Annotated in this window: 15 protein-coding genes; 6 read left to right on the forward strand and 9 right to left on the reverse strand. The window is 50.9% G+C overall.

What is annotated here, in order from left to right; translation table 11 throughout:
* Positions 1-2 precede the first annotated feature (2 nt).
* From apaG to lptD, 5 genes are read right to left on the reverse strand one after another with little or no spacing between them, the layout of a single operon-like run.
* A complete protein-coding gene (gene apaG / locus C2M17_RS04055; protein WP_105199579.1) occupies positions 3-392 on the reverse strand; it encodes a Co2+/Mg2+ efflux protein ApaG in 390 nt (129 codons plus the stop codon).
* Positions 376-1,182: a 16S rRNA (adenine(1518)-N(6)/adenine(1519)-N(6))-dimethyltransferase RsmA gene (gene rsmA / locus C2M17_RS04060; RefSeq protein ID WP_105199580.1), complete on the reverse strand. Its 807-nt coding sequence runs from the start codon at positions 1,180-1,182 to the stop codon at positions 376-378. The genes apaG and rsmA overlap by 17 nt, the downstream gene beginning before the upstream one ends.
* The gene (gene pdxA, locus C2M17_RS04065; RefSeq protein ID WP_105199581.1) at positions 1,179-2,171 is read right to left on the reverse strand and encodes a 4-hydroxythreonine-4-phosphate dehydrogenase PdxA; all 993 of its coding nucleotides are present in this window, start codon (positions 2,169-2,171) and stop codon (positions 1,179-1,181) included. The genes rsmA and pdxA overlap by 4 nt, the downstream gene beginning before the upstream one ends.
* 5 nt (positions 2,172-2,176) lie before the next feature.
* Positions 2,177-3,469 carry a peptidylprolyl isomerase SurA gene (gene surA, locus C2M17_RS04070; protein WP_105199582.1) on the reverse strand — a complete coding sequence of 431 codons (1,293 nt, stop codon included), beginning with the start codon at positions 3,467-3,469 and terminating at the stop codon, positions 2,177-2,179.
* A 13-nt stretch (positions 3,470-3,482) separates the two neighbouring features.
* Entirely contained in the window at positions 3,483-5,801 is a 2,319-nt protein-coding gene (gene lptD, locus C2M17_RS04075; protein WP_233997911.1) for an LPS assembly protein LptD, read from the reverse strand.
* A 207-nt stretch (positions 5,802-6,008) separates the two neighbouring features.
* On the opposite strand from lptD, the gene djlA reads away from it, so the two are divergent.
* Entirely contained in the window at positions 6,009-6,845 is an 837-nt protein-coding gene (gene djlA, locus C2M17_RS04080; protein WP_105199583.1) for a co-chaperone DjlA, read from the forward strand.
* A gap of 63 nt (positions 6,846-6,908) precedes the next feature.
* Here the strand turns inward: djlA and rluA are convergent, their stop codons facing one another.
* Together rluA and rapA are read right to left on the reverse strand one after the other, a co-directional pair.
* Complete coding sequence (rluA, locus tag C2M17_RS04085; RefSeq protein ID WP_105199764.1) at positions 6,909-7,562, reverse strand: bifunctional tRNA pseudouridine(32) synthase/23S rRNA pseudouridine(746) synthase RluA; 654 nt, start codon at positions 7,560-7,562, stop codon at positions 6,909-6,911.
* A gap of 42 nt (positions 7,563-7,604) precedes the next feature.
* Positions 7,605-10,496, reverse strand: a complete 2,892-nt coding sequence (gene rapA, locus C2M17_RS04090) for an RNA polymerase-associated protein RapA (RefSeq protein ID WP_105199584.1) — start codon at positions 10,494-10,496, stop codon at positions 7,605-7,607.
* Positions 10,497-10,537: 41 nt separating this feature from the next.
* Here rapA and C2M17_RS15835 point away from each other — a divergent pair, with 41 nt between their 5' ends.
* The 3 genes from C2M17_RS15835 to C2M17_RS04100 all read left to right on the forward strand — a co-directional run bounded on the left by C2M17_RS15835 (position 10,538) and on the right by C2M17_RS04100 (position 13,410).
* Positions 10,538-10,705 carry a hypothetical protein gene (locus C2M17_RS15835; protein WP_158677920.1) on the forward strand — a complete coding sequence of 56 codons (168 nt, stop codon included), beginning with the start codon at positions 10,538-10,540 and terminating at the stop codon, positions 10,703-10,705.
* Between the two features lie 113 nt (positions 10,706-10,818).
* Positions 10,819-12,219 (forward strand): PhoH family protein, encoded by a 1,401-nt coding sequence (locus tag C2M17_RS04095; RefSeq protein WP_105199585.1) that lies wholly within the window; start codon positions 10,819-10,821, stop codon positions 12,217-12,219.
* Between the two features lie 288 nt (positions 12,220-12,507).
* Positions 12,508-13,410 carry a diguanylate cyclase gene (locus tag C2M17_RS04100; protein ID WP_105199586.1) on the forward strand — a complete coding sequence of 301 codons (903 nt, stop codon included), beginning with the start codon at positions 12,508-12,510 and terminating at the stop codon, positions 13,408-13,410.
* A gap of 42 nt (positions 13,411-13,452) precedes the next feature.
* Here C2M17_RS04100 and C2M17_RS04105 read toward each other — a convergent pair whose 3' ends face one another.
* Together C2M17_RS04105 and C2M17_RS04110 are read right to left on the reverse strand one after the other, a co-directional pair.
* Positions 13,453-13,830 carry a DUF3192 domain-containing protein gene (locus C2M17_RS04105; RefSeq protein ID WP_105199587.1) on the reverse strand — a complete coding sequence of 126 codons (378 nt, stop codon included), beginning with the start codon at positions 13,828-13,830 and terminating at the stop codon, positions 13,453-13,455.
* Between the two features lie 136 nt (positions 13,831-13,966).
* Positions 13,967-14,911, reverse strand: a complete 945-nt coding sequence (locus tag C2M17_RS04110; RefSeq protein ID WP_105199588.1) for a D-2-hydroxyacid dehydrogenase — start codon at positions 14,909-14,911, stop codon at positions 13,967-13,969.
* A 136-nt stretch (positions 14,912-15,047) separates the two neighbouring features.
* Here C2M17_RS04110 and zntR point away from each other — a divergent pair, with 136 nt between their 5' ends.
* Together zntR and C2M17_RS04120 are read left to right on the forward strand one after the other, a co-directional pair.
* Positions 15,048-15,461, forward strand: a complete 414-nt coding sequence (gene zntR, locus C2M17_RS04115; protein WP_105199589.1) for a Zn(2+)-responsive transcriptional regulator — start codon at positions 15,048-15,050, stop codon at positions 15,459-15,461.
* Positions 15,445-16,620, forward strand: a complete 1,176-nt coding sequence (locus C2M17_RS04120; RefSeq protein ID WP_105199590.1) for an SO_0444 family Cu/Zn efflux transporter — start codon at positions 15,445-15,447, stop codon at positions 16,618-16,620. The genes zntR and C2M17_RS04120 overlap by 17 nt, the downstream gene beginning before the upstream one ends.
* Positions 16,621-16,657 lie beyond the last annotated feature (37 nt).

Raw genomic sequence — 16,657 nt, forward strand, 5'->3', positions numbered from 1 at the left:
GCTTAGTGCAGAATATTCGGGCAACTAAGACGGAACACATCGATAGGCGCCTGGAATTCGTTGCCGAACTCACTGCGCATCACATAATAGCCCTGCATGGTGCCTACCGGCGTGTCTAATACGGCGCCGCTGGTGTAGCTATAGCTTTCGCCCGGACCTATGGTCGGTTGCTCGCCGACTACGCCATCGCCTTCGACCTCTACTTCCTTGCCATTGGCATCGGTGATCAGCCAGTAGCGACTAAGCAGCTGGGCGCTGCTCAGGCTGTGGTTTTTGATGGTGATATTGTAGGCAAACACATATTTGTCATGCTCAGGCTCGGATTGACCCTCGACATAGAAGGTCTCCACCATGACTTTAATGGCCGACTCTGAGTTACTGCTGGTTGTCATATAGCCAATTCGCGATATCGATAAACTGCTGTAGTGTTAAACTTTCCGCGCGCACAGTCGGGTCTACGCCCAAGGCTTCTAGCTGCTCGGCATCAAGCAGGTTAGCCAGGCTGTTGCGTAAGGTTTTACGACGCTGATTAAAGGCTTCCAAACACACGGTATTAAGCAGCTTGGTGCTTTTTGCGGTGCGTTGTTCTGGATTTTTTGGCACCAGTCTTACTACCGCAGAGTCAACTTTAGGAGCTGGCTTGAAGCAGGTTGGTGGCACCTCAATCACTGGAATCGCATGGCAGTAGTATTGAGTCATCACGCTTAAGCGACCAAATGCTTTGCTGCCCGGTGATGCAACCATGCGGTTAACTACTTCTTTTTGCAGCATAAAGTGCATGTGTTCAACGTCATCCACGTATTCAAATAAGTGGAATAACAAAGGGGTAGATACATTGTATGGCAGGTTGCCGAAAATCTTGAGCTTCTTGTCACCTTTAAGCAAGCTCGAAAAATCGAACTTCATTGCATCACCCTGATGCACTGTCAATTTCGGTGCCATAAAGGGGTGATGAATAAGGCGCTCGGCCAGGTCTTTATCAAGTTCAACTACCGTAAGGTGGTCGGTCAGCTCGGTGACCGGCTCGGTGATCGCGCCCAGACCAGGGCCTATCTCCACCAGATTATCGCCCACACGTGGGTCGATAGCGGTTACGATTTTATCAATAATGGTGTCATCATTGAGGAAGTTTTGCCCGAAGCGTTTTCTCGCTCGGTGCCCTAAGTGTACTTTATCTGTCATTGTCTCTGCGCTTTTTTGCTCGCCAGTTTTATTGCTTCGCTCAAGGCGACGCGGAAACTGCCGGCATCTGCTTGGCCGCTGGCCGCCAGATCAAGGGCTGTACCATGATCGACGGAGGTCCGAATAAAGGGAAGGCCAAGGGTGATATTTACTGAATTTCCAAAACCCTTATATTTTAACACAGGTAGCCCCTGATCGTGATACATAGCCAGTACTGCATCCGCTTCATTGAGATATTTATCCTGAAACAGGGTATCTGCGGGCAGTGGGCCAATCAGGTGCATGCCTTGGTTATTAAGGGCCTCAAGGGTAGGGGTCATGACCTCGATTTCTTCGCGCCCCAAATGTCCGCCTTCACCGGCGTGCGGGTTTAAACCACAAACTAAAATACGCGGCTGTTCGATGGCGAACTTGGTGCGCAAATCGTGATCTAAAATGCCAATGACCTTGGCCAGACGCTCTGGGGTAATGGCTTTGGACACATAGGCCAGGGGAATATGTGTGGTCACTAAGGCCACTCGTAGACCTTCGGTGGCCAGCATCATCACCACATCCGGGGTGTTGGATTGCTGGGCGAAGTATTCGGTATGACCGCTAAAGGAAATGCCAGCCTTATTGATAATGCCCTTATGCACCGGGCCTGTGACCACGGCGTCGAAGGTGCCATCCATATTTTTTTCACAGGCAATGCGCAGGGTGTCGAGCACATACTCGCCATTTTGCTCATCCAACTGACCAGGGATAGCTTCCACCGGTAAGTCCACCTGATGATAAAACAGAGTGCCGGCGGCGGTTGGCTGCGCCTGTGCCTGTTCGTCAAAGGGGATCAGGGTCAGCGGCAGGCCCAGGGTAGCGGCCCGCTGTTGTAGCAATTGCGCATCGGCAATGGCAACCAATTGCGCGTCCCACTCCTGTTGCACTAAGGCAATCAGTAAGTCAGGACCCACGCCGGCCGGTTCACCTGGGGTGATAGCGATACGCAACGTCATGGCCCTTATTCCTCTACGAAAATATCAATATGTGCTTGTTCGCGAATTTCCTGTTGGAAAGCAAAGCTTTCTTCTTTGAATTTACGGTTGTACAGCAATTGTTGGGCACGGTTTTTCTTGGCCAGGTCGGTTTTATCGGCAACGCGCTTATCTAGCAGTTGCACTATATGCCAGCCGAAAGTAGAGCGGAATGGTTCACTGATCTCGTTCTTATCCAATGCCATCAGGGTGTCGCGGAAAGCCGGAACATAGGTGGTTGGATCGGTCCAGTCGTACTCACCGCCCTTAAGTGCTGAGCCTGGATCTTCCGAGTATTCTTTGGCTAGTGCAGCAAAGTCAGCCTCACCGGCGCGCAGGTCTTCAACAAAACCGGCCAGCATAGAGCGGGCTTTTTCTTCGCTCAGGATAATCGATGGCTTTAACAGGATGTGACGCGAGCGAACCTCAACGGTTTCCACAACCTGGCGGCCGCGTACGTCTTGTACCTTGATGATATGGAAACCGGCGCCACTGCGCAGTGGACCTATGATATCGTCTTTCTTCTTGCCCTTCACCGCTTCTGCAAACAGTGATGGCATTTCGTTGGTGCCCATCCAACCTAACTGACCACCTTCAAGAGCTTTTGAGCCGCTTGATGAGGCGATGGCGATGCGCTTGAATTCCTGGCCATCGTTAAGCATATCGATAACCTTGGTAGCACGCTCCTGGGCGCTGGCAATGTCTTCGGCGGTGGCGCCGCTGGGAATGTCGATCAGGATATGGCCGATGTCATACTCTTCCGCATTACCACCTTGTTGATCCATGATTTTCAACAAGTTTTCAATTTCTTGCAAGCTGATATAAATACGGCGGTCAACATTGGCACGCATCACCTGTTGCGTGGTGATTTCTTTACGCATATCTTCACGGAACTGTTGGAAGCTCTCTCCTGAGGCTTCGATAGAAGCGCGCATATCGGCTATGGTGCCGCCTTGCTCGCGAGCCATATTGGCTAGGGTTTGATCAAGCTGACCGTCGGAAATTTCCATACCCATGCGCTCGCCAAGTTGCAGCAGCAGAGTTTGGTCAATCAAACGTTCAATGGCTTGTACGCGCAGCGCATCGTCGCTTGGCAGCTCCTGGCCACTGGTTTTAGCCTGGCTTTTAACACGGTTGATAATGGCGTCAACTTCACTTTGTAAAATGACCCCTTCATTGACTGTGCCGACCACCTGATCGATCAGCTGTGGTTTGGCTATAGCACCTTGGCTGAGGCCGAGGGCGAGAATACTGGTTGCTAAAAAACTTCTAAAATTCATAGTTGTTATTGCTTTATTTAGTAAGGAAGTAGGGGCGACGGTAGCCAAAAATGCCTTCTTTAAGTATTTCTTGCGCATCATAACTGCTTTTGCCTCCGAGTCCCTTAAGGACAAATTTGATGCCGATCCCCGAGTCGAAGACCGCTTGCTCTTGGTTAATACTTTGATTCAAGTCTGTTTCGATTTGTCTGTGTCCGGTAACCTGCACCGCCCAACAACAGGACTCGTACTGTACTCCAGTGTATACCTCGATGCTACGTCCGGCGTCGAGATCGCGGTGGTAGCTGGCAACGAATTGCCAATTATCGTCGATGGGCACACTGGTAAACATGCCGACTTGCTCAATTGTATTCCCTGAGACATCGTTTGCATAGCGATGGTTCAATTGCATCAGTTCATTGTCGTCACCCTTATAGTCTAAGATCAGGTGCGATTGAATCATTTGACTGCCATCAATGTCGTATTGGATGCCACCGGATAGATACCAACGGCGATGCCAGTGCCACATGGCTTCACTGGCAAACAGGGAGTCGTAGCTGGTGTCATCGGCAAAATCCTGAGCTGTGGGTTTGGCGGAGTCCGACAAATAGAAGATTTGACCGGCGCTTAAGTTAAACACCTCTTCATTTTTACCATCGAACACTCGGGTAGTGGCACCTAAGGTTATCTGGTTCGCAGCCGCAATGCGGTCAACGCCGGAAAAGCGACGGTCGCGGAACAGGCCGAAAAAGTCATCCTGCAGCTTGGTGGTGTCGAACAGGCCGATATTGTTCTGATCCTTGTTCGGAGTATAGAGATACTGAATTTGCGGCTCTAATGTCTGAATGCCGTTATCAACGAACAAGCTGGTGTCGCGTTCAAAATTCAGCTGGCTATACAGGCGCACCTTGGGCAAGGTACGATGCACGGTTTCCTCAAAGTCGGTGCCGGCCAAGTCCCCTTGCTGATCATAATAGGTATGCAAGAGGCTGAATTCAGACAAGAAGGACCAGGCATAACGGTCTTCGCTAAAGCTCAGCTTGGGCTCTATATGCAGACGTGTTGCCTCGTCTATTATTCGGGTGCTGTTGCGGAAATGGCTGATCTCGCCATTGATGCTGGCGTCAAACCAACCCAATTGATAGGCCTGAGTCTGGCTAAAGCCAATGCGCGGCAGGGCGGTATAAGACTCTAAGTGATCGCCCAGTACTTCATAATCCTGAATCTGGATATCGGTGCGCCAGCGCTCTCCCAAATGAGTCAGAATACCGGAACGCGCCAGGTGAGTATCTGTTTTGCTGGCGTAGTTGGAGCCTAAGTCTGTGAGATAGTTATCGTCACTGACGTTAGTGATATCAACTCCGGCACGCCACTGGTCGTTGAAGTAGCTTTGCTGCTGCCAATGATAGATATAGCGATTACCCAGCTCGCGCTCGGTTTTATCCGAGTCCAGATATTCCAGACCAAGCATGCCCTGGCTGGTCTCGGTGAGATAACGAAATTCCGATTGCAGCTGCAAACCCTTTTTCGACATATAACGGGGCGTCAAAGTCAGGTCGTAATTCGGCGCCAGGTTAATGTAATAAGGGGTAATGGTTTCCACACCATAACGATTCGAGCTCGATAATCGCGGCGCTAGAAAGCCGGTTTTGCGCTGATCATTAATAGGGAAGGTGAAATAGGGTAAATACAAGACCGGGGTATTGTAGATTTTTAGCGTCGCCCCATGGGTTTCACCCCAGCCCTTTTGCTGCGACAAAATAATTTTATCGGCATTGATTGACCAGGTTTCATCATCCACCGGGCAGGTGGTGAAGCTGGCATTGCTTAGGGTCAGCGCTTCTTGCGAAACCTCTAATTGTTCGGCGCCACCACGGCCTTGTTGTTCGGTCAACTGGTAGTCGGCTGCCAACAACTTGATATTAGAGTCATCCAGGCTGGCATTTAAGCCACGGCTGGTAATTATGGCGACACCATCGCGATAGGTGAGTGGACCTTGCGCATTGAGCAGACCCTGCTGCTTATCAATTAACGCCGAGCGGGCGTTAAGGGTCATGGTGCTACTGCTGATATCTACGTCGCCATCAAACTGGGCGCTGGCCTGGCCTATTAATTCGACATCATCGGCAACGATTTCTATTACCCCAAAGGGTAAATCGGGCGCCTGCCAGGGTGCTGGACGAACCGCAGCAAAACAATGGGGTATTTCCCCAGGCTCTGGTGCTGGCGCGATAAAGGCTTCACCTTCGGGAGCGGGTACCTTGGCATCCGTCGCCTGTTCCACAGCTGCTAGTGCGACGCTGGCTTGGGTTCCATATAGGGCTATTGCTATCATGCCCCATAATTTATTCATTGACTCACCTTAGCTTAGTTGCCAAAAGTACTAGAAATAAGCATGACATAATAAAGCAATTTTTGGCTAATTACATCTGCCAAGTACCCACAAATACGTCATTTTTCTGGCTTATATTCAGCTTAATAGATACGCCCTTGTGCTTGTTAGTTCGATGATTTTTCGTCACTATGTGGGGGCATTTTCAAATAACAAGGGTTAGCGCTAATGTGGGGTAAGGTGCTCGGTGCCTTTTTTGGCTTTATGTTTGGCCGGTTTTTTGGCTTATTTTTGGGTCTGTTTATTGGCCACCTATTCGACAAAAGCCTGAAACAGAATTTCGATAATGCCGGCGGCTTGCGTGGTTTCTTTAATAACGACGAAGTGTCTGAGCGCCAGGCGTTGTTTTTCTCCAGTTGCTTTGCGGTGATGGGGCATATCGCCAAATCCAATGGTCGAGTAAATGAATTGCATATTCGTGCCGCCACCGCTTTTATGGAAGAAATGGGCCTGACCGGTGAGGACAAACGCGAAGCCCAATTGGCCTTTAACACTGGTAAAGCGGATGGTTTTGCCATGAACGCTACCTTGCGTGAGTTTCGTGAGCACTTTGCCGGGCGTTTCGATCTCATCCAATTGTTTTTAGAGATTCAGATTCAAATGGCCTTTAGCGATGGCCACCTGGCGGCACAGGAAAAAACCTTACTCGAGCAGGTCGCCAAGGGGCTTGGCGTTAGCAAAACCCATTTTAGTTTTATCCTTAAACGCTATCAGGCCGAATTTGCGTTTCGCCAGCAACAGCAAAAATTTCATCAGCAACATCAGCAGCAGCGCGCTTCCGGCGGCGCCAGTAGTGGCATGAGCCGCGCTCAGGCGCTGCATATCTTGGGCTTGGAAGAAGGCGCCGATCCCTCCACGGTCAAAAAAGCCTACCGCAAACTGATGGCACAGCACCATCCGGATAAGCTGGTCTCTCAAGGTCTCCCTGAGCATATGATGCGCTTGGCACAAAAGAAGAGTCAGGATATTCAGGCGGCCTACGAATACCTAAAAAAGGCGGCTTAATAAACCGCCTATCCCCGAGCTTCAGCACTCGGGCCGTAAGGGTTAAATTATATTGGTGGCTCGTTAAAACGGGCAGGGCGCGGTAAAGGTCATGCTTTCGCCGCTGCTGGGATGATTTAGGGTCAGCCAGTGGGCATGTAATTGCAAACGCGGTGCACGGTCTTTGGCTTCAGGGTATGCATAGAGACGGTCGCCCAAGATCACATGACCCAGGGACAGCATATGTACCCTCAGCTGGTGGCTGCGACCTGTGATCGGGGTCAGACGCACTCGGGTATTGTTATCGCCATGTTCAAGCACCTCATAATGGGTCAGCGACGGCTTGCCCTTTTCCATATCTACCATTTGCTTGGGACGATTCGGCCAATCGCAGATCAGCGGCAGGTCCACTGAGCCCGTAGCATCCTTAAGATGGCCATCGACTATGGCGATATATTCCTTAGCGGTTTGTCTGTCCTGAAACTGCATGCTGAGATTGCGGTGCGCTTCTTTGTTCAGTGCCAGACAGATCACGCCCGAGGTGGCCATATCCAATCTATGTACGATTTTAGCGGTTGGAAATACGATATTGGCGCGACGAATTAGGCTATCGGCATGTTTTGGGTCTTTTCCCGGCACCGTCAGCAGGCCGCTGGGCTTATCAAGGATCAGCAGGTCGTCATCTTGATAGATGATCTGCAGATAGGGAAAACGTGGGGGATTGTAGTTTAAAAGCATGACCGGCCTCATAGCGTAAGGCCGGTCATTTTAATGAAATGCCTAGTGGCTGACAACGATTAAGCGAATGGCGTCGAGTTTCACCTTGGCTTTATCTATGTAGTCGTCCATTTCGGCGCGGCTGCGCTGAAAATGTTTCAGCTCTTCATCACGGATATTGGGGTTGATCTCCTTGAGGCTGGTTAGGCGCTCCAGTTCGCTATCAACGGCCTGATGCATGGCGGTTTTCGCCGTCTCACGCAATTGCTCCATTTGCGTTTGCGCCAAGGTATTACCTTGCTCAATAAGCGGATGAATGGCGCTTTGCAGGGCATTCACCAGTTTCGAGGCGGTTTGGCGGCCAACCGCATTAAGCTGTTGGTTAAAGGCATCAAAGGCGACATTTTCCGCCAGGTTATTACCGCCTTTATCAAGCAGTACACGCACCGGAGTCGGTGGCAGGTAGCGCCCCAATTGCAGTGATTTCGGAGCCATGGCTTCGGCAATATAAATCAGCTCGACAAAATAGGTGCCCGCCGGCAGTTTCTTGTTTTTCAACAGGGCCACAGACGCGGTACCGAAATCATCGTCACAGATCATTTCCATTGCGCCTTCGACCATGGGGTGATCCCAGCTGATAAAGTGCAGATCTTCCTGCGCCAAAGCGGTATCCCGGTCAAAGGTGATGCTCATGCCTTCATCCCTGAGACTTGGGAAGTTGGCGCCCAGCATATGCTCCGAGGGTTTCAGCACTATGCTGTTTTCGCCCCTGTCTTCTTGGTTCACGCCCCAGGTATCGAACAGGTTGATCATATAGGTCGGTAGTTCAAAGCTGTCATCAACCACCTTGATATCTTCTACCAGGTGCTCGGACTTACCCTGGCCGCTGGAATGCAGCTCCAACAGGCGATCGCGACCGGACTCCATTTGTGTCTTTAGCTCACCATAGCGCGAACTGACGCGTCCAACCAGCTCGCCCAGAACCTCGTCCTGATAGCTGTTATGAGCAAGCAATTGAAGTAACTCATCACCAAATTCCTGGTTAAGCATATGGCCTGTGGTGGAGGTGTGCTCAAAGGCGTTTAAGCCTTCGTGATACCAGCGCAGTAGGGTGTGCTGGGCGCTGTTTTCAAAGTAGGGCACATGAATTTTAATGTCCTGGGTTTGGCCGATACGATCAAGACGACCGATACGTTGCTCCAGCAAGTCCGGGTTAAGCGGCAGGTCGAACAGTGCCAAATGATGGGCAAACTGGAAGTTACGTCCCTCTGAGCCGATCTCAGAGCAGATCAACACCTGAGCACTGTCTTCAATATCGGCGAAGAAGGCGGCCGCGCGGTCGCGCTCGATAATGCTCATACCTTCATGGAACACCGCCGCTTTAATACCTTCGCGCTCGCGCAAAGCCTGCTCCAGGCTGAGTGCGGTTTCTGCCTTGGCACAGATCACCAGCATCTTTTGAGGCTTGTTGCTGTTCAGGGTGTCTATAAGCCATTGCACGCGCGGGTCAAACTGAGTCCAGCTGGCATTTTCGCCTTCGAATTCCTGGAAGATTTTTTCCGGGAACAGAGCGCGAATGGCGCTAAGCTCGATGGGACCACCATTGCCCAGGCTGCCCATTACATTCATGGCCGTTTTATACTGGCTCGGCATGGCCATGGGATAGCTGTGCAGAAGGCGCTGCGGGTAACCACTGATGCCACTGCGGCTGTTGCGGAACAAGATGCGTCCGGTACCGTGTCTGTCCAGCAGCTGCTCTAGTATATGTTCCTTAGCCTGGGTGTCACCGGCACTAAATTGTGCCAGCAGGGCTTCCCCTTGGCTGCCAAGCAGGTTAACAAGTACTTGTTGTTGCTCGGCACTTAGTGCCTGCTCCTGCAAAATGCTGTTGGCGGCATCGGCTATCTCCTGATAATGGCGCTCCTGCTCAACAAAGGCGTCATAGTCATAGAAACGATCCGGGTCGAGTAATTTCAAACGGGCAAAGTGGCTTTGGTGGCCAAGTTGATCCGGGGTCGCGGTTAGCAAGATAAGACCGGCGATGTCCTGGCTAAGCTCTTCAATGCGCAGGTACTCTGTACTTGGCTTGTCCACCGACCAGCTGAGGTGGTGCGCTTCGTCAACCACCAGCAGATCCCAGTCGGCTAGGGTAGCTTGTTCGAACCAGCGTTTTTTCTTGGTTAGAAACTCCAGGCTGGTCAGTACCAGTTGCTCGGTTTCAAACACATTGGCGCTGTCGGCAAAGGCCTCGGCACAGCGCTCTTCGTCGAAAATGGCAAATTTCAGATTAAAGCGGCGCAGCATTTCCACCAACCACTGGTGTTGTAGGTTTTCTGGTACTACGATAAGCACACGGGCGGCACGACCGGTTAGCAATTGCTGATGTAAGATCATCCCCGCTTCTATGGTTTTGCCCAGACCCACCTCATCGCTCAGTAAAACACGCGGGGCGAAACGTTGGCCGACTTCGCGGGCAATGTGCAACTGGTGTTCAATCAGACTGGCGCGCTGGCCGATAAGGCCCTTCAGCGGCGATTGGTCGCGGTGAAACCTGTGCTGCCAGGTGTTGTAACGCAGGGTATAGCGGTCGAAACGGTCGATTTGGCCGGCAAAAAGGCGGTCCTGCGGCTTATTGAACTTAATAAAATGGTCGAGAAAGGTTTCCTTGAGCTCGGTCGGCTCTTCATTATCAAGGCGCGTGCCCTTATAGGTATACAGGCCATCTTGCTCTGTCACTTCGCTGACCGTGAGCTCCCACTCATCGGCACTGCGGATCACATCGCCGGGATTAAATAGCACTCGGGTCACCGGCGCTTCGGCCTGGGCATACACTCGGCTTTCGCCGCTGGCGGGGAATAAGATGTTAACTTGGCGTCCTTCCAATGCAACTACGGTACCTAATCCTAAATCCGACTCGGTATCACTGATCCAACGTTGACCTAAGGAAAAATTCATTACGTGCTCAATCTCGACTTTGGGTTATCTGGGCTGGGGCCATGGCGGCCCAAGCAAAAAAAGGCGGCTATATTAGCGCGCAACTTGGTGATTATCACCTGAAAACTGATAAATATTTTGGTGCTTGTTTAGAATATGTACAGCAGCAAAAGAAGGCGCTTTTTGCAAATGTAAAACACCACTTTTTCTGTACTTTTTTGCCGTCATAAAAGCGTCTTTTTATAACCATAGACTAAACTTGAAGTATGCCCTTAAGGCATAACCACCTTGTTAGTGTAGCTGTAAAGGTGCAGATATAATAAAGACAAATTAGGAACGCGCTATGGACAAAGACCGCCTCGTAAAAAGCAGTAAAATGTATGTGCTCGACACCAACGTATTACTTCACGACCCCCTTGCATTCCTCTGTTTCCAAGAACACGACGTCGTCATTCCGATGACGGTACTCGAAGAGCTAGACCATATAAAGGACCGTAAACGGGATGTCAGTCGCGATGCCCGCGTTGCCATTCGAGCCCTCGATGAAGTGTTACGTGATGCGACCCCAGAGCAAATGCTTAAAGGGGTGTTATTGCCGGAAGATAAACGTTCGTCGGAGCTGCCGCGCGGCAAGCTGATCATAGTCAATGATCACCTGTTTGCTGACAGTATTTCCGGCTTGCCGGGCAATGAAAACGACCATCGCATTATCAACTGTGCCGTGTATCTGCAAAAACAATACAGCGATGCCAAGGTGGTGCTGGTCACCAAGGACATCAATATGCGCTTAAAGGCTAAGGGCGCCGGGCTGCATTATGTTGAGGACTATCGCACCGACCAGCTGATTGATGACGTGGCACTTTTAACCTCGGGTTATAAAAAAGTGCAAGGAGATTTTTGGCAGCAGGTTGGCGAGTGTGAAACCGAACAGCAAGGACGTGATGCCCTGCATCATGTCGCGCGCGAGTTGGTGCCGGATGTGTTTGCCAATGAATATCTGCTTGACGAAACCGGTCACTTTGCCGCCCGGGTGGTGGAATACAACGATACCCATATCACCTTAAAGGATCTCGGCGTGGAGCGCCTGATGTCGCGCAATGCTTGGGGCGTAAAGCCGAAAAATATCTATCAGGGCATGGCCATGGATGCTTTGCTCGACCCGGACGTTGAGTTAGTGCTGCTGACCGGCCCGGCGGGTTGCGGTAAAACCATTCTAGCCTTGGCCTGCGCACTGGAAATGATCATCGAAAAAGGTGTGTACGATAAGCTGATTGTCACCCGAAACACTCCGGAAATTGCCGAGTCTATCGGTTTCCTACCGGGTACCGAAGAAGAAAAGATGGCGCCTTGGTTGGCGGCGATCACAGATTCTTTGGAGGTGTTACATAAGAGCGATGAAAACCCTATTTCCAGCCGTAACTATATTATGGAAAAGGCCAATATCCAGTTCAAGTCGGTCAACTTTATGCGCGGACGCAGTATTCAAAATGCCGTGGTGCTCTTGGATGAAAGTCAGAACTTAACGGCTTCTCAGCTCAAAACCATTATCACCCGCTGTGGTGCGGGTACTAAGCTGATTTGCTCTGGTAACCTGGCGCAAATCGACAGCAGCTATTTAACACCGCTGACCTCGGGCTTAACCTATATAGTAGAGCGCTTTAAGCACTTTGAGGGCAGCGCTACTATCAACCTTAATGGCGTGGTGCGTAGTCGCTTAGCTTCCTTTGCGGAAGAAAATCTATAGCGAACAATGCAGTACAGCGTTTATTATAGGCGCTGTACGCATTGCTTTTGCCCGCTGATCAGGTATGGTTAGCTCCAGAGCAGAGCCATGCCTGATGACCTGTGGCATGCTAGATTAGGTAAAAGAAAACCACCTTGGTAACAAAAACTACCGTAAAAATACCAAGTAAAGCTCGCTAACCGGGTCTAAACTGGTAACAAAGGTGCGCTAAATAAATAACAAATATAGCTCAGCGACAGGCCTGTAAGGGACGGATTGCTGGGCAAGGTGAAGCAAACAGGAAGGCTCATGAAGTCAGCAAAAATTCTCATTGTCGACGGTGATGAATTAAACCAAGCGATTTTAACCAAAACCCTCACCCCTCAATACCAGGTGCATTGTGTCAATGATGCCGAGGCCATGTTTGCTTGGCTTGAGGACAACAGTGCCGATTTGATCTTACTTGATATCATGCTCCCGGGTATGGATGGTTACGAGGCGCTAAAACAGCTCAAACATGATGATAAAACTCAGCCCATTCCCGTCATTATTATCTCCGCCAGTGACTCCAGTGGCGATGAAGCCAAGGGCCTTGAGCTTGGCGCCATGGACTATATTAGCAAGCCTTTTGGCAGCGCCATTGTTCGTGCCCGAGTGAAGAATCAGCTGACCATTAAACAAAAAAATGATCTGTTGGAAATGCTGGCGAGCATAGATGGCTTAACGGAAATTCCCAATCGTCGTTATTTCGACGAACATTTTGCTCGTGAATGGCGCCGCAGTGTGCGCGCCGGATTGCCTTTGTCTGTGCTATTGATAGATATCGATTACTTTAAGCGTTACAACGACTGCTACGGGCATCAGCAGGGTGATGAATGTTTGAAAAAAGTGGCTTCGGCCCTGGTCAATAATTGTCAACGCGGCAGCGATTTTATCGCCCGTTATGGTGGTGAAGAGTTTGTTGCGGTTTTGCCCGGCAGTGAAGAAGACACAGCCATGGCTTTGGCCAATAAGCTATGCAGGGTGATCCGCGAGCTTAATATTCCCCATATAGACTCACCCATTGCTGAGCACATCACCATCAGCATTGGCGCCACCACCTTTAATGGCGACAACGACGACAACTGTGAAATGGCCTTGATTGAAAATGCCGACAGGGGCATGTATCAGGCCAAGCAAGACGGGCGTAATAGCGCCGCTTTCTACGGCTAAAAAAAAGCCGCGTGGGCTTTAATCCACGCGGCTTTTTTATCTTTATAGTTTACCGACCAGTGCCTGATAGGCGCTATCACCAATACTCACCAAACGACCAGCCTTAAATACCAAGGGTGTACATTCATTTTTGCTGATTTTGCCATCGGACTTAACGCTTTGCGTGGCATAAAACAGCACCTGATACTCTTCACCCTGATGAGCAAAGGACTCACTGAAATCCGGTGTGCCCAGGGTTTCTTTGATCACAGCAGCGCTGTTCCCTAGCTCAAGGTGGGCAATATAGTCGCGATTTTGGCGCTGTTGTTTTTGCCAGTCGCTTGATGACCAATGGGCGTCGGCTTCACCGTCATTCACCGAAACGATACAACCACCAAGTAGAGGCAGGGCGACAAGGGCGCAAAGAAGTGCTTTTTTCATTGTTTTATCCAATTTTTGTTATCTAGTTGGCATTGAATAATCAAGTTCAATGCCAAAAATTTTACTTTATATTTTTCAATTGGTTACACATTATTCTTTTAAGCTGGTTGGTGTTATTTCAAAAGAGTTGGCGAATTTAGCCAACCCGATTGCGAACTTCACCATTGGCATAGGCGCGAATATTTAAGGCCAGCTGGTGGATCAGCCTGTCTCTGGCCTGTTTTGATGCCCAGGCTATATGCGGTGTGAGCAGCAGGTTGTCACCCTGATAGCGAACCAAAGGATTTTCAGGGTTGGCCGGCTCTTCACTGAGCACATCTAAGGCTGCGCCGCCTAGGGTACCATCGGCCAGGGCTGTGGCCAGATCTGCTTCGTTGATAATGGGGCCGCGGGCGGTGTTGACTAAGACGGCTGTCGGTTGCATTAAGGCCAGGGTATCGCGATTTATTAACTGCTCTGTCTCGGCGTTAAGTGGGCAGTGAATGCTGACGATATCCGCCTGCGCCAGCGCTTGTTCAAAAGCGATGCGCCCGGGGCGCGGGGCTTGGCCGCGACGTTCGGCAATAAGCACCTGCATATCAAAGGCATGGGCTACCTTGGCCAGGGCCTGGCCGAGCTCACCATGGCCGATAATGGCAAGTTTTTTACCCGCCAGCTCGGCGATCTCATAATCAAGGCGGCAAAACATCTCGCTTTGTTGCCAGGCGCCTTGGCGACAGTCATCTATATACCTATGCAGGTTATTAAGCAGTAAGGAGATCAAGGTAAAGGTATGCTGCACTACGCTGGCGGTGGAATAGCCGGCAACATTACACACAGCAATGCCATGCTCCTTAGCGGCAGCGATATCTATGTTATTGGTGCCGGTGGCGGCAACACAGATAAGTTTCAGCTTAGGCAAGGCCTTAAGCTGCTCGGCGCCAAGTTGCACCTTGTTGGTGATCACTACATCGGCGTCGGCGCAGCGCGTCACTACATCTTCTGCTGATGTCAGGGGGTGGCGATGAAATTCTCCTAAGGTGGCAATTGGTGCCAGTGAGTTTGCTCCTAAGGTGTCGGCGTCTAACATGACGATGTTCATTTGTGCTCTCCAAATAGGCTATTGGCGCTAGTCTTTCATGGACCGACGTTGAGCGCAAAATTAATCCTTGACCTTAGTGTTAACTCTAAGGTTTATAATGCCTGCTAAGCAAAGAGTTTGAGGGGGAGGAGTGCAGATGCGTATAGGTGAATTGGCCAAACAGGTGGACATGAGTACGGATGCACTGCGTTATTACGAGCAGCAAGGACTATTGAGCGCGCCTCAGCGCAGCGCCAGTGGCTATCGTCAATATGGGGGTAAGCACATGGCACAATTGCATTTTATTCGTCGAGCCAAGGATGTCGGCTTTAGCCTGGAAGAAATTGCCGAGCTGTTAAAGATAAACTTTGAAAAGGCCGAGCACAGCTGTCAGGAAGTGAAAGATCTGACTCTGAAAAAGCGTGATTTGGTGGCACAGCGGATCGCCGAGTTACAGCGCTTTCATGCTTCGCTGTCGCAACTGGCCGAGCAATGCTGCGGCAGTAGCGCCCCGGCGCAACATTGTTCGATTCTGACCGCACTGGAGGACATAGATGGACTTAATCAGTAATTTTTGGCAATTGTTTGTGTTGTCGGCACCTTGGCTGATGCTGGGGTTGTTGATTGCCGGAATCATCAATGTGTATTTGCCGACGCACTTTCTCAATCGTCACCTGGGTAAAGAAGGCCTCTGGACCACGGTGAAGGCGGCGCTTATCGGTGCGCCCATGCCTTTGTGCTCCTGCGGCGTGATCCCGGCGGCGGTCGGCTTAAGACGAGCGGGTGCGTCAAAAAGTGCGACAACGTCATTTTTAGTGTCGACGCCGGAAACCGGGATTGATTCCGTCTCCGTTTCCTATGCCTTATTGGGTCCCTTTATGGCGGTGATAAGACCCATAGCCGCCGTTTGCAGCGCCATTACCGCCGGTTTGCTGGTGGGGCGCGAGGGCAGTTTGGAGCCAAGCGTCACTGCAAGCTCTACACCCAAGCAAGGTGCGTGCTGCGGCTCTAATGATAAGGTGTCTGCAGTTGAGGGCCCATCGAGTTGTTGTGCCTCCGAGGTTCAGCTCGATGAGCAAAGCGGCGGTTGTTGCGCCCCTCAAACTCAGGTCACACAGGCAACATCCAGTTGCTGTAGTACCGATAAAAAGGCGTCACAGTCAACACCGCAAGCTCAGTCATCCGCTTTTAGCAAGTTACAGCAAGCGCTGCACTTTAGTGCCACCAAGCTTTTAAGCGATACCGCCTTATGGTTGATGATAGGTCTGTTTTTTGCGGCTGTGGTGCAAACCTATGTACCTACCTCCTATTTAAGCCAATGGGGCAGTGGTATTTTGGCCATGACTGTGATGGTGCTTGTCAGCATCCCCATGTATATCTGTGCCACGGCCTCTACCCCCATTGCCGCCGGCTTGTTATTGGCCGGAGTGTCACCCGGGGCTGTACTGGTCTTTATGCTGGCGGGACCAGCGACCAATATTGCTACCCTAGGTGTAGTGGGCAAGGAGCTGGGGCGCCGTGCGGTTGCTGCCTATCTAACCGGGGTAATAGGTGTGGCCTTGCTGTTTGGCGTGCTCACCGATTACCTGGTTGGTGAATTCGGATTTAATGTCACGCCGCTCGGTGGCCAGCATCATGAGGTGTTACCGCCTTGGTTGGAGCAAGGCTCGGCGGTTATTCTGGCGCTGTTGCTAATGCGCTTGCTGTGGCTAAAATTCAGCCGTAGGTAGGCTATCTCTCACTGGTAAGAGTTGATAAACTTAGCGA

The organism is Pseudoalteromonas sp. T1lg10, from assembly GCF_002964545.1.
Classification (GTDB): Bacteria; Pseudomonadota; Gammaproteobacteria; order Enterobacterales; family Alteromonadaceae; genus Pseudoalteromonas.

Excerpts from the sequence above, each read along its gene's own strand:
- apaG (WP_105199579.1), bottom strand. The coding sequence starts at position 392 with ATGACAACCAGCAGTAACTCAGAGTCGGCCATTAAAGTCATGGTGGAG.
- rsmA (WP_105199580.1), bottom strand. The coding sequence starts at position 1,182 with ATGACAGATAAAGTACACTTAGGGCACCGAGCGAGAAAACGCTTCGGG.
- pdxA (WP_105199581.1), bottom strand. The coding sequence starts at position 2,171 with ATGACGTTGCGTATCGCTATCACCCCAGGTGAACCGGCCGGCGTGGGT.
- surA (WP_105199582.1), bottom strand. The coding sequence starts at position 3,469 with ATGAATTTTAGAAGTTTTTTAGCAACCAGTATTCTCGCCCTCGGCCTC.
- lptD (WP_233997911.1), bottom strand. The coding sequence starts at position 5,801 with ATGAATAAATTATGGGGCATGATAGCAATAGCCCTATATGGAACCCAA.
- djlA (WP_105199583.1), top strand. The coding sequence starts at position 6,009 with ATGTGGGGTAAGGTGCTCGGTGCCTTTTTTGGCTTTATGTTTGGCCGG.
- rluA (WP_105199764.1), bottom strand. The coding sequence starts at position 7,562 with ATGCTTTTAAACTACAATCCCCCACGTTTTCCCTATCTGCAGATCATC.
- rapA (WP_105199584.1), bottom strand. The coding sequence starts at position 10,496 with ATGAATTTTTCCTTAGGTCAACGTTGGATCAGTGATACCGAGTCGGAT.
- C2M17_RS15835 (WP_158677920.1), top strand. The coding sequence starts at position 10,538 with ATGGCGGCCCAAGCAAAAAAAGGCGGCTATATTAGCGCGCAACTTGGT.
- C2M17_RS04095 (WP_105199585.1), top strand. The coding sequence starts at position 10,819 with ATGGACAAAGACCGCCTCGTAAAAAGCAGTAAAATGTATGTGCTCGAC.
- C2M17_RS04100 (WP_105199586.1), top strand. The coding sequence starts at position 12,508 with ATGAAGTCAGCAAAAATTCTCATTGTCGACGGTGATGAATTAAACCAA.
- C2M17_RS04105 (WP_105199587.1), bottom strand. The coding sequence starts at position 13,830 with ATGAAAAAAGCACTTCTTTGCGCCCTTGTCGCCCTGCCTCTACTTGGT.
- C2M17_RS04110 (WP_105199588.1), bottom strand. The coding sequence starts at position 14,911 with ATGAACATCGTCATGTTAGACGCCGACACCTTAGGAGCAAACTCACTG.
- zntR (WP_105199589.1), top strand. The coding sequence starts at position 15,048 with ATGCGTATAGGTGAATTGGCCAAACAGGTGGACATGAGTACGGATGCA.
- C2M17_RS04120 (WP_105199590.1), top strand. The coding sequence starts at position 15,445 with ATGGACTTAATCAGTAATTTTTGGCAATTGTTTGTGTTGTCGGCACCT.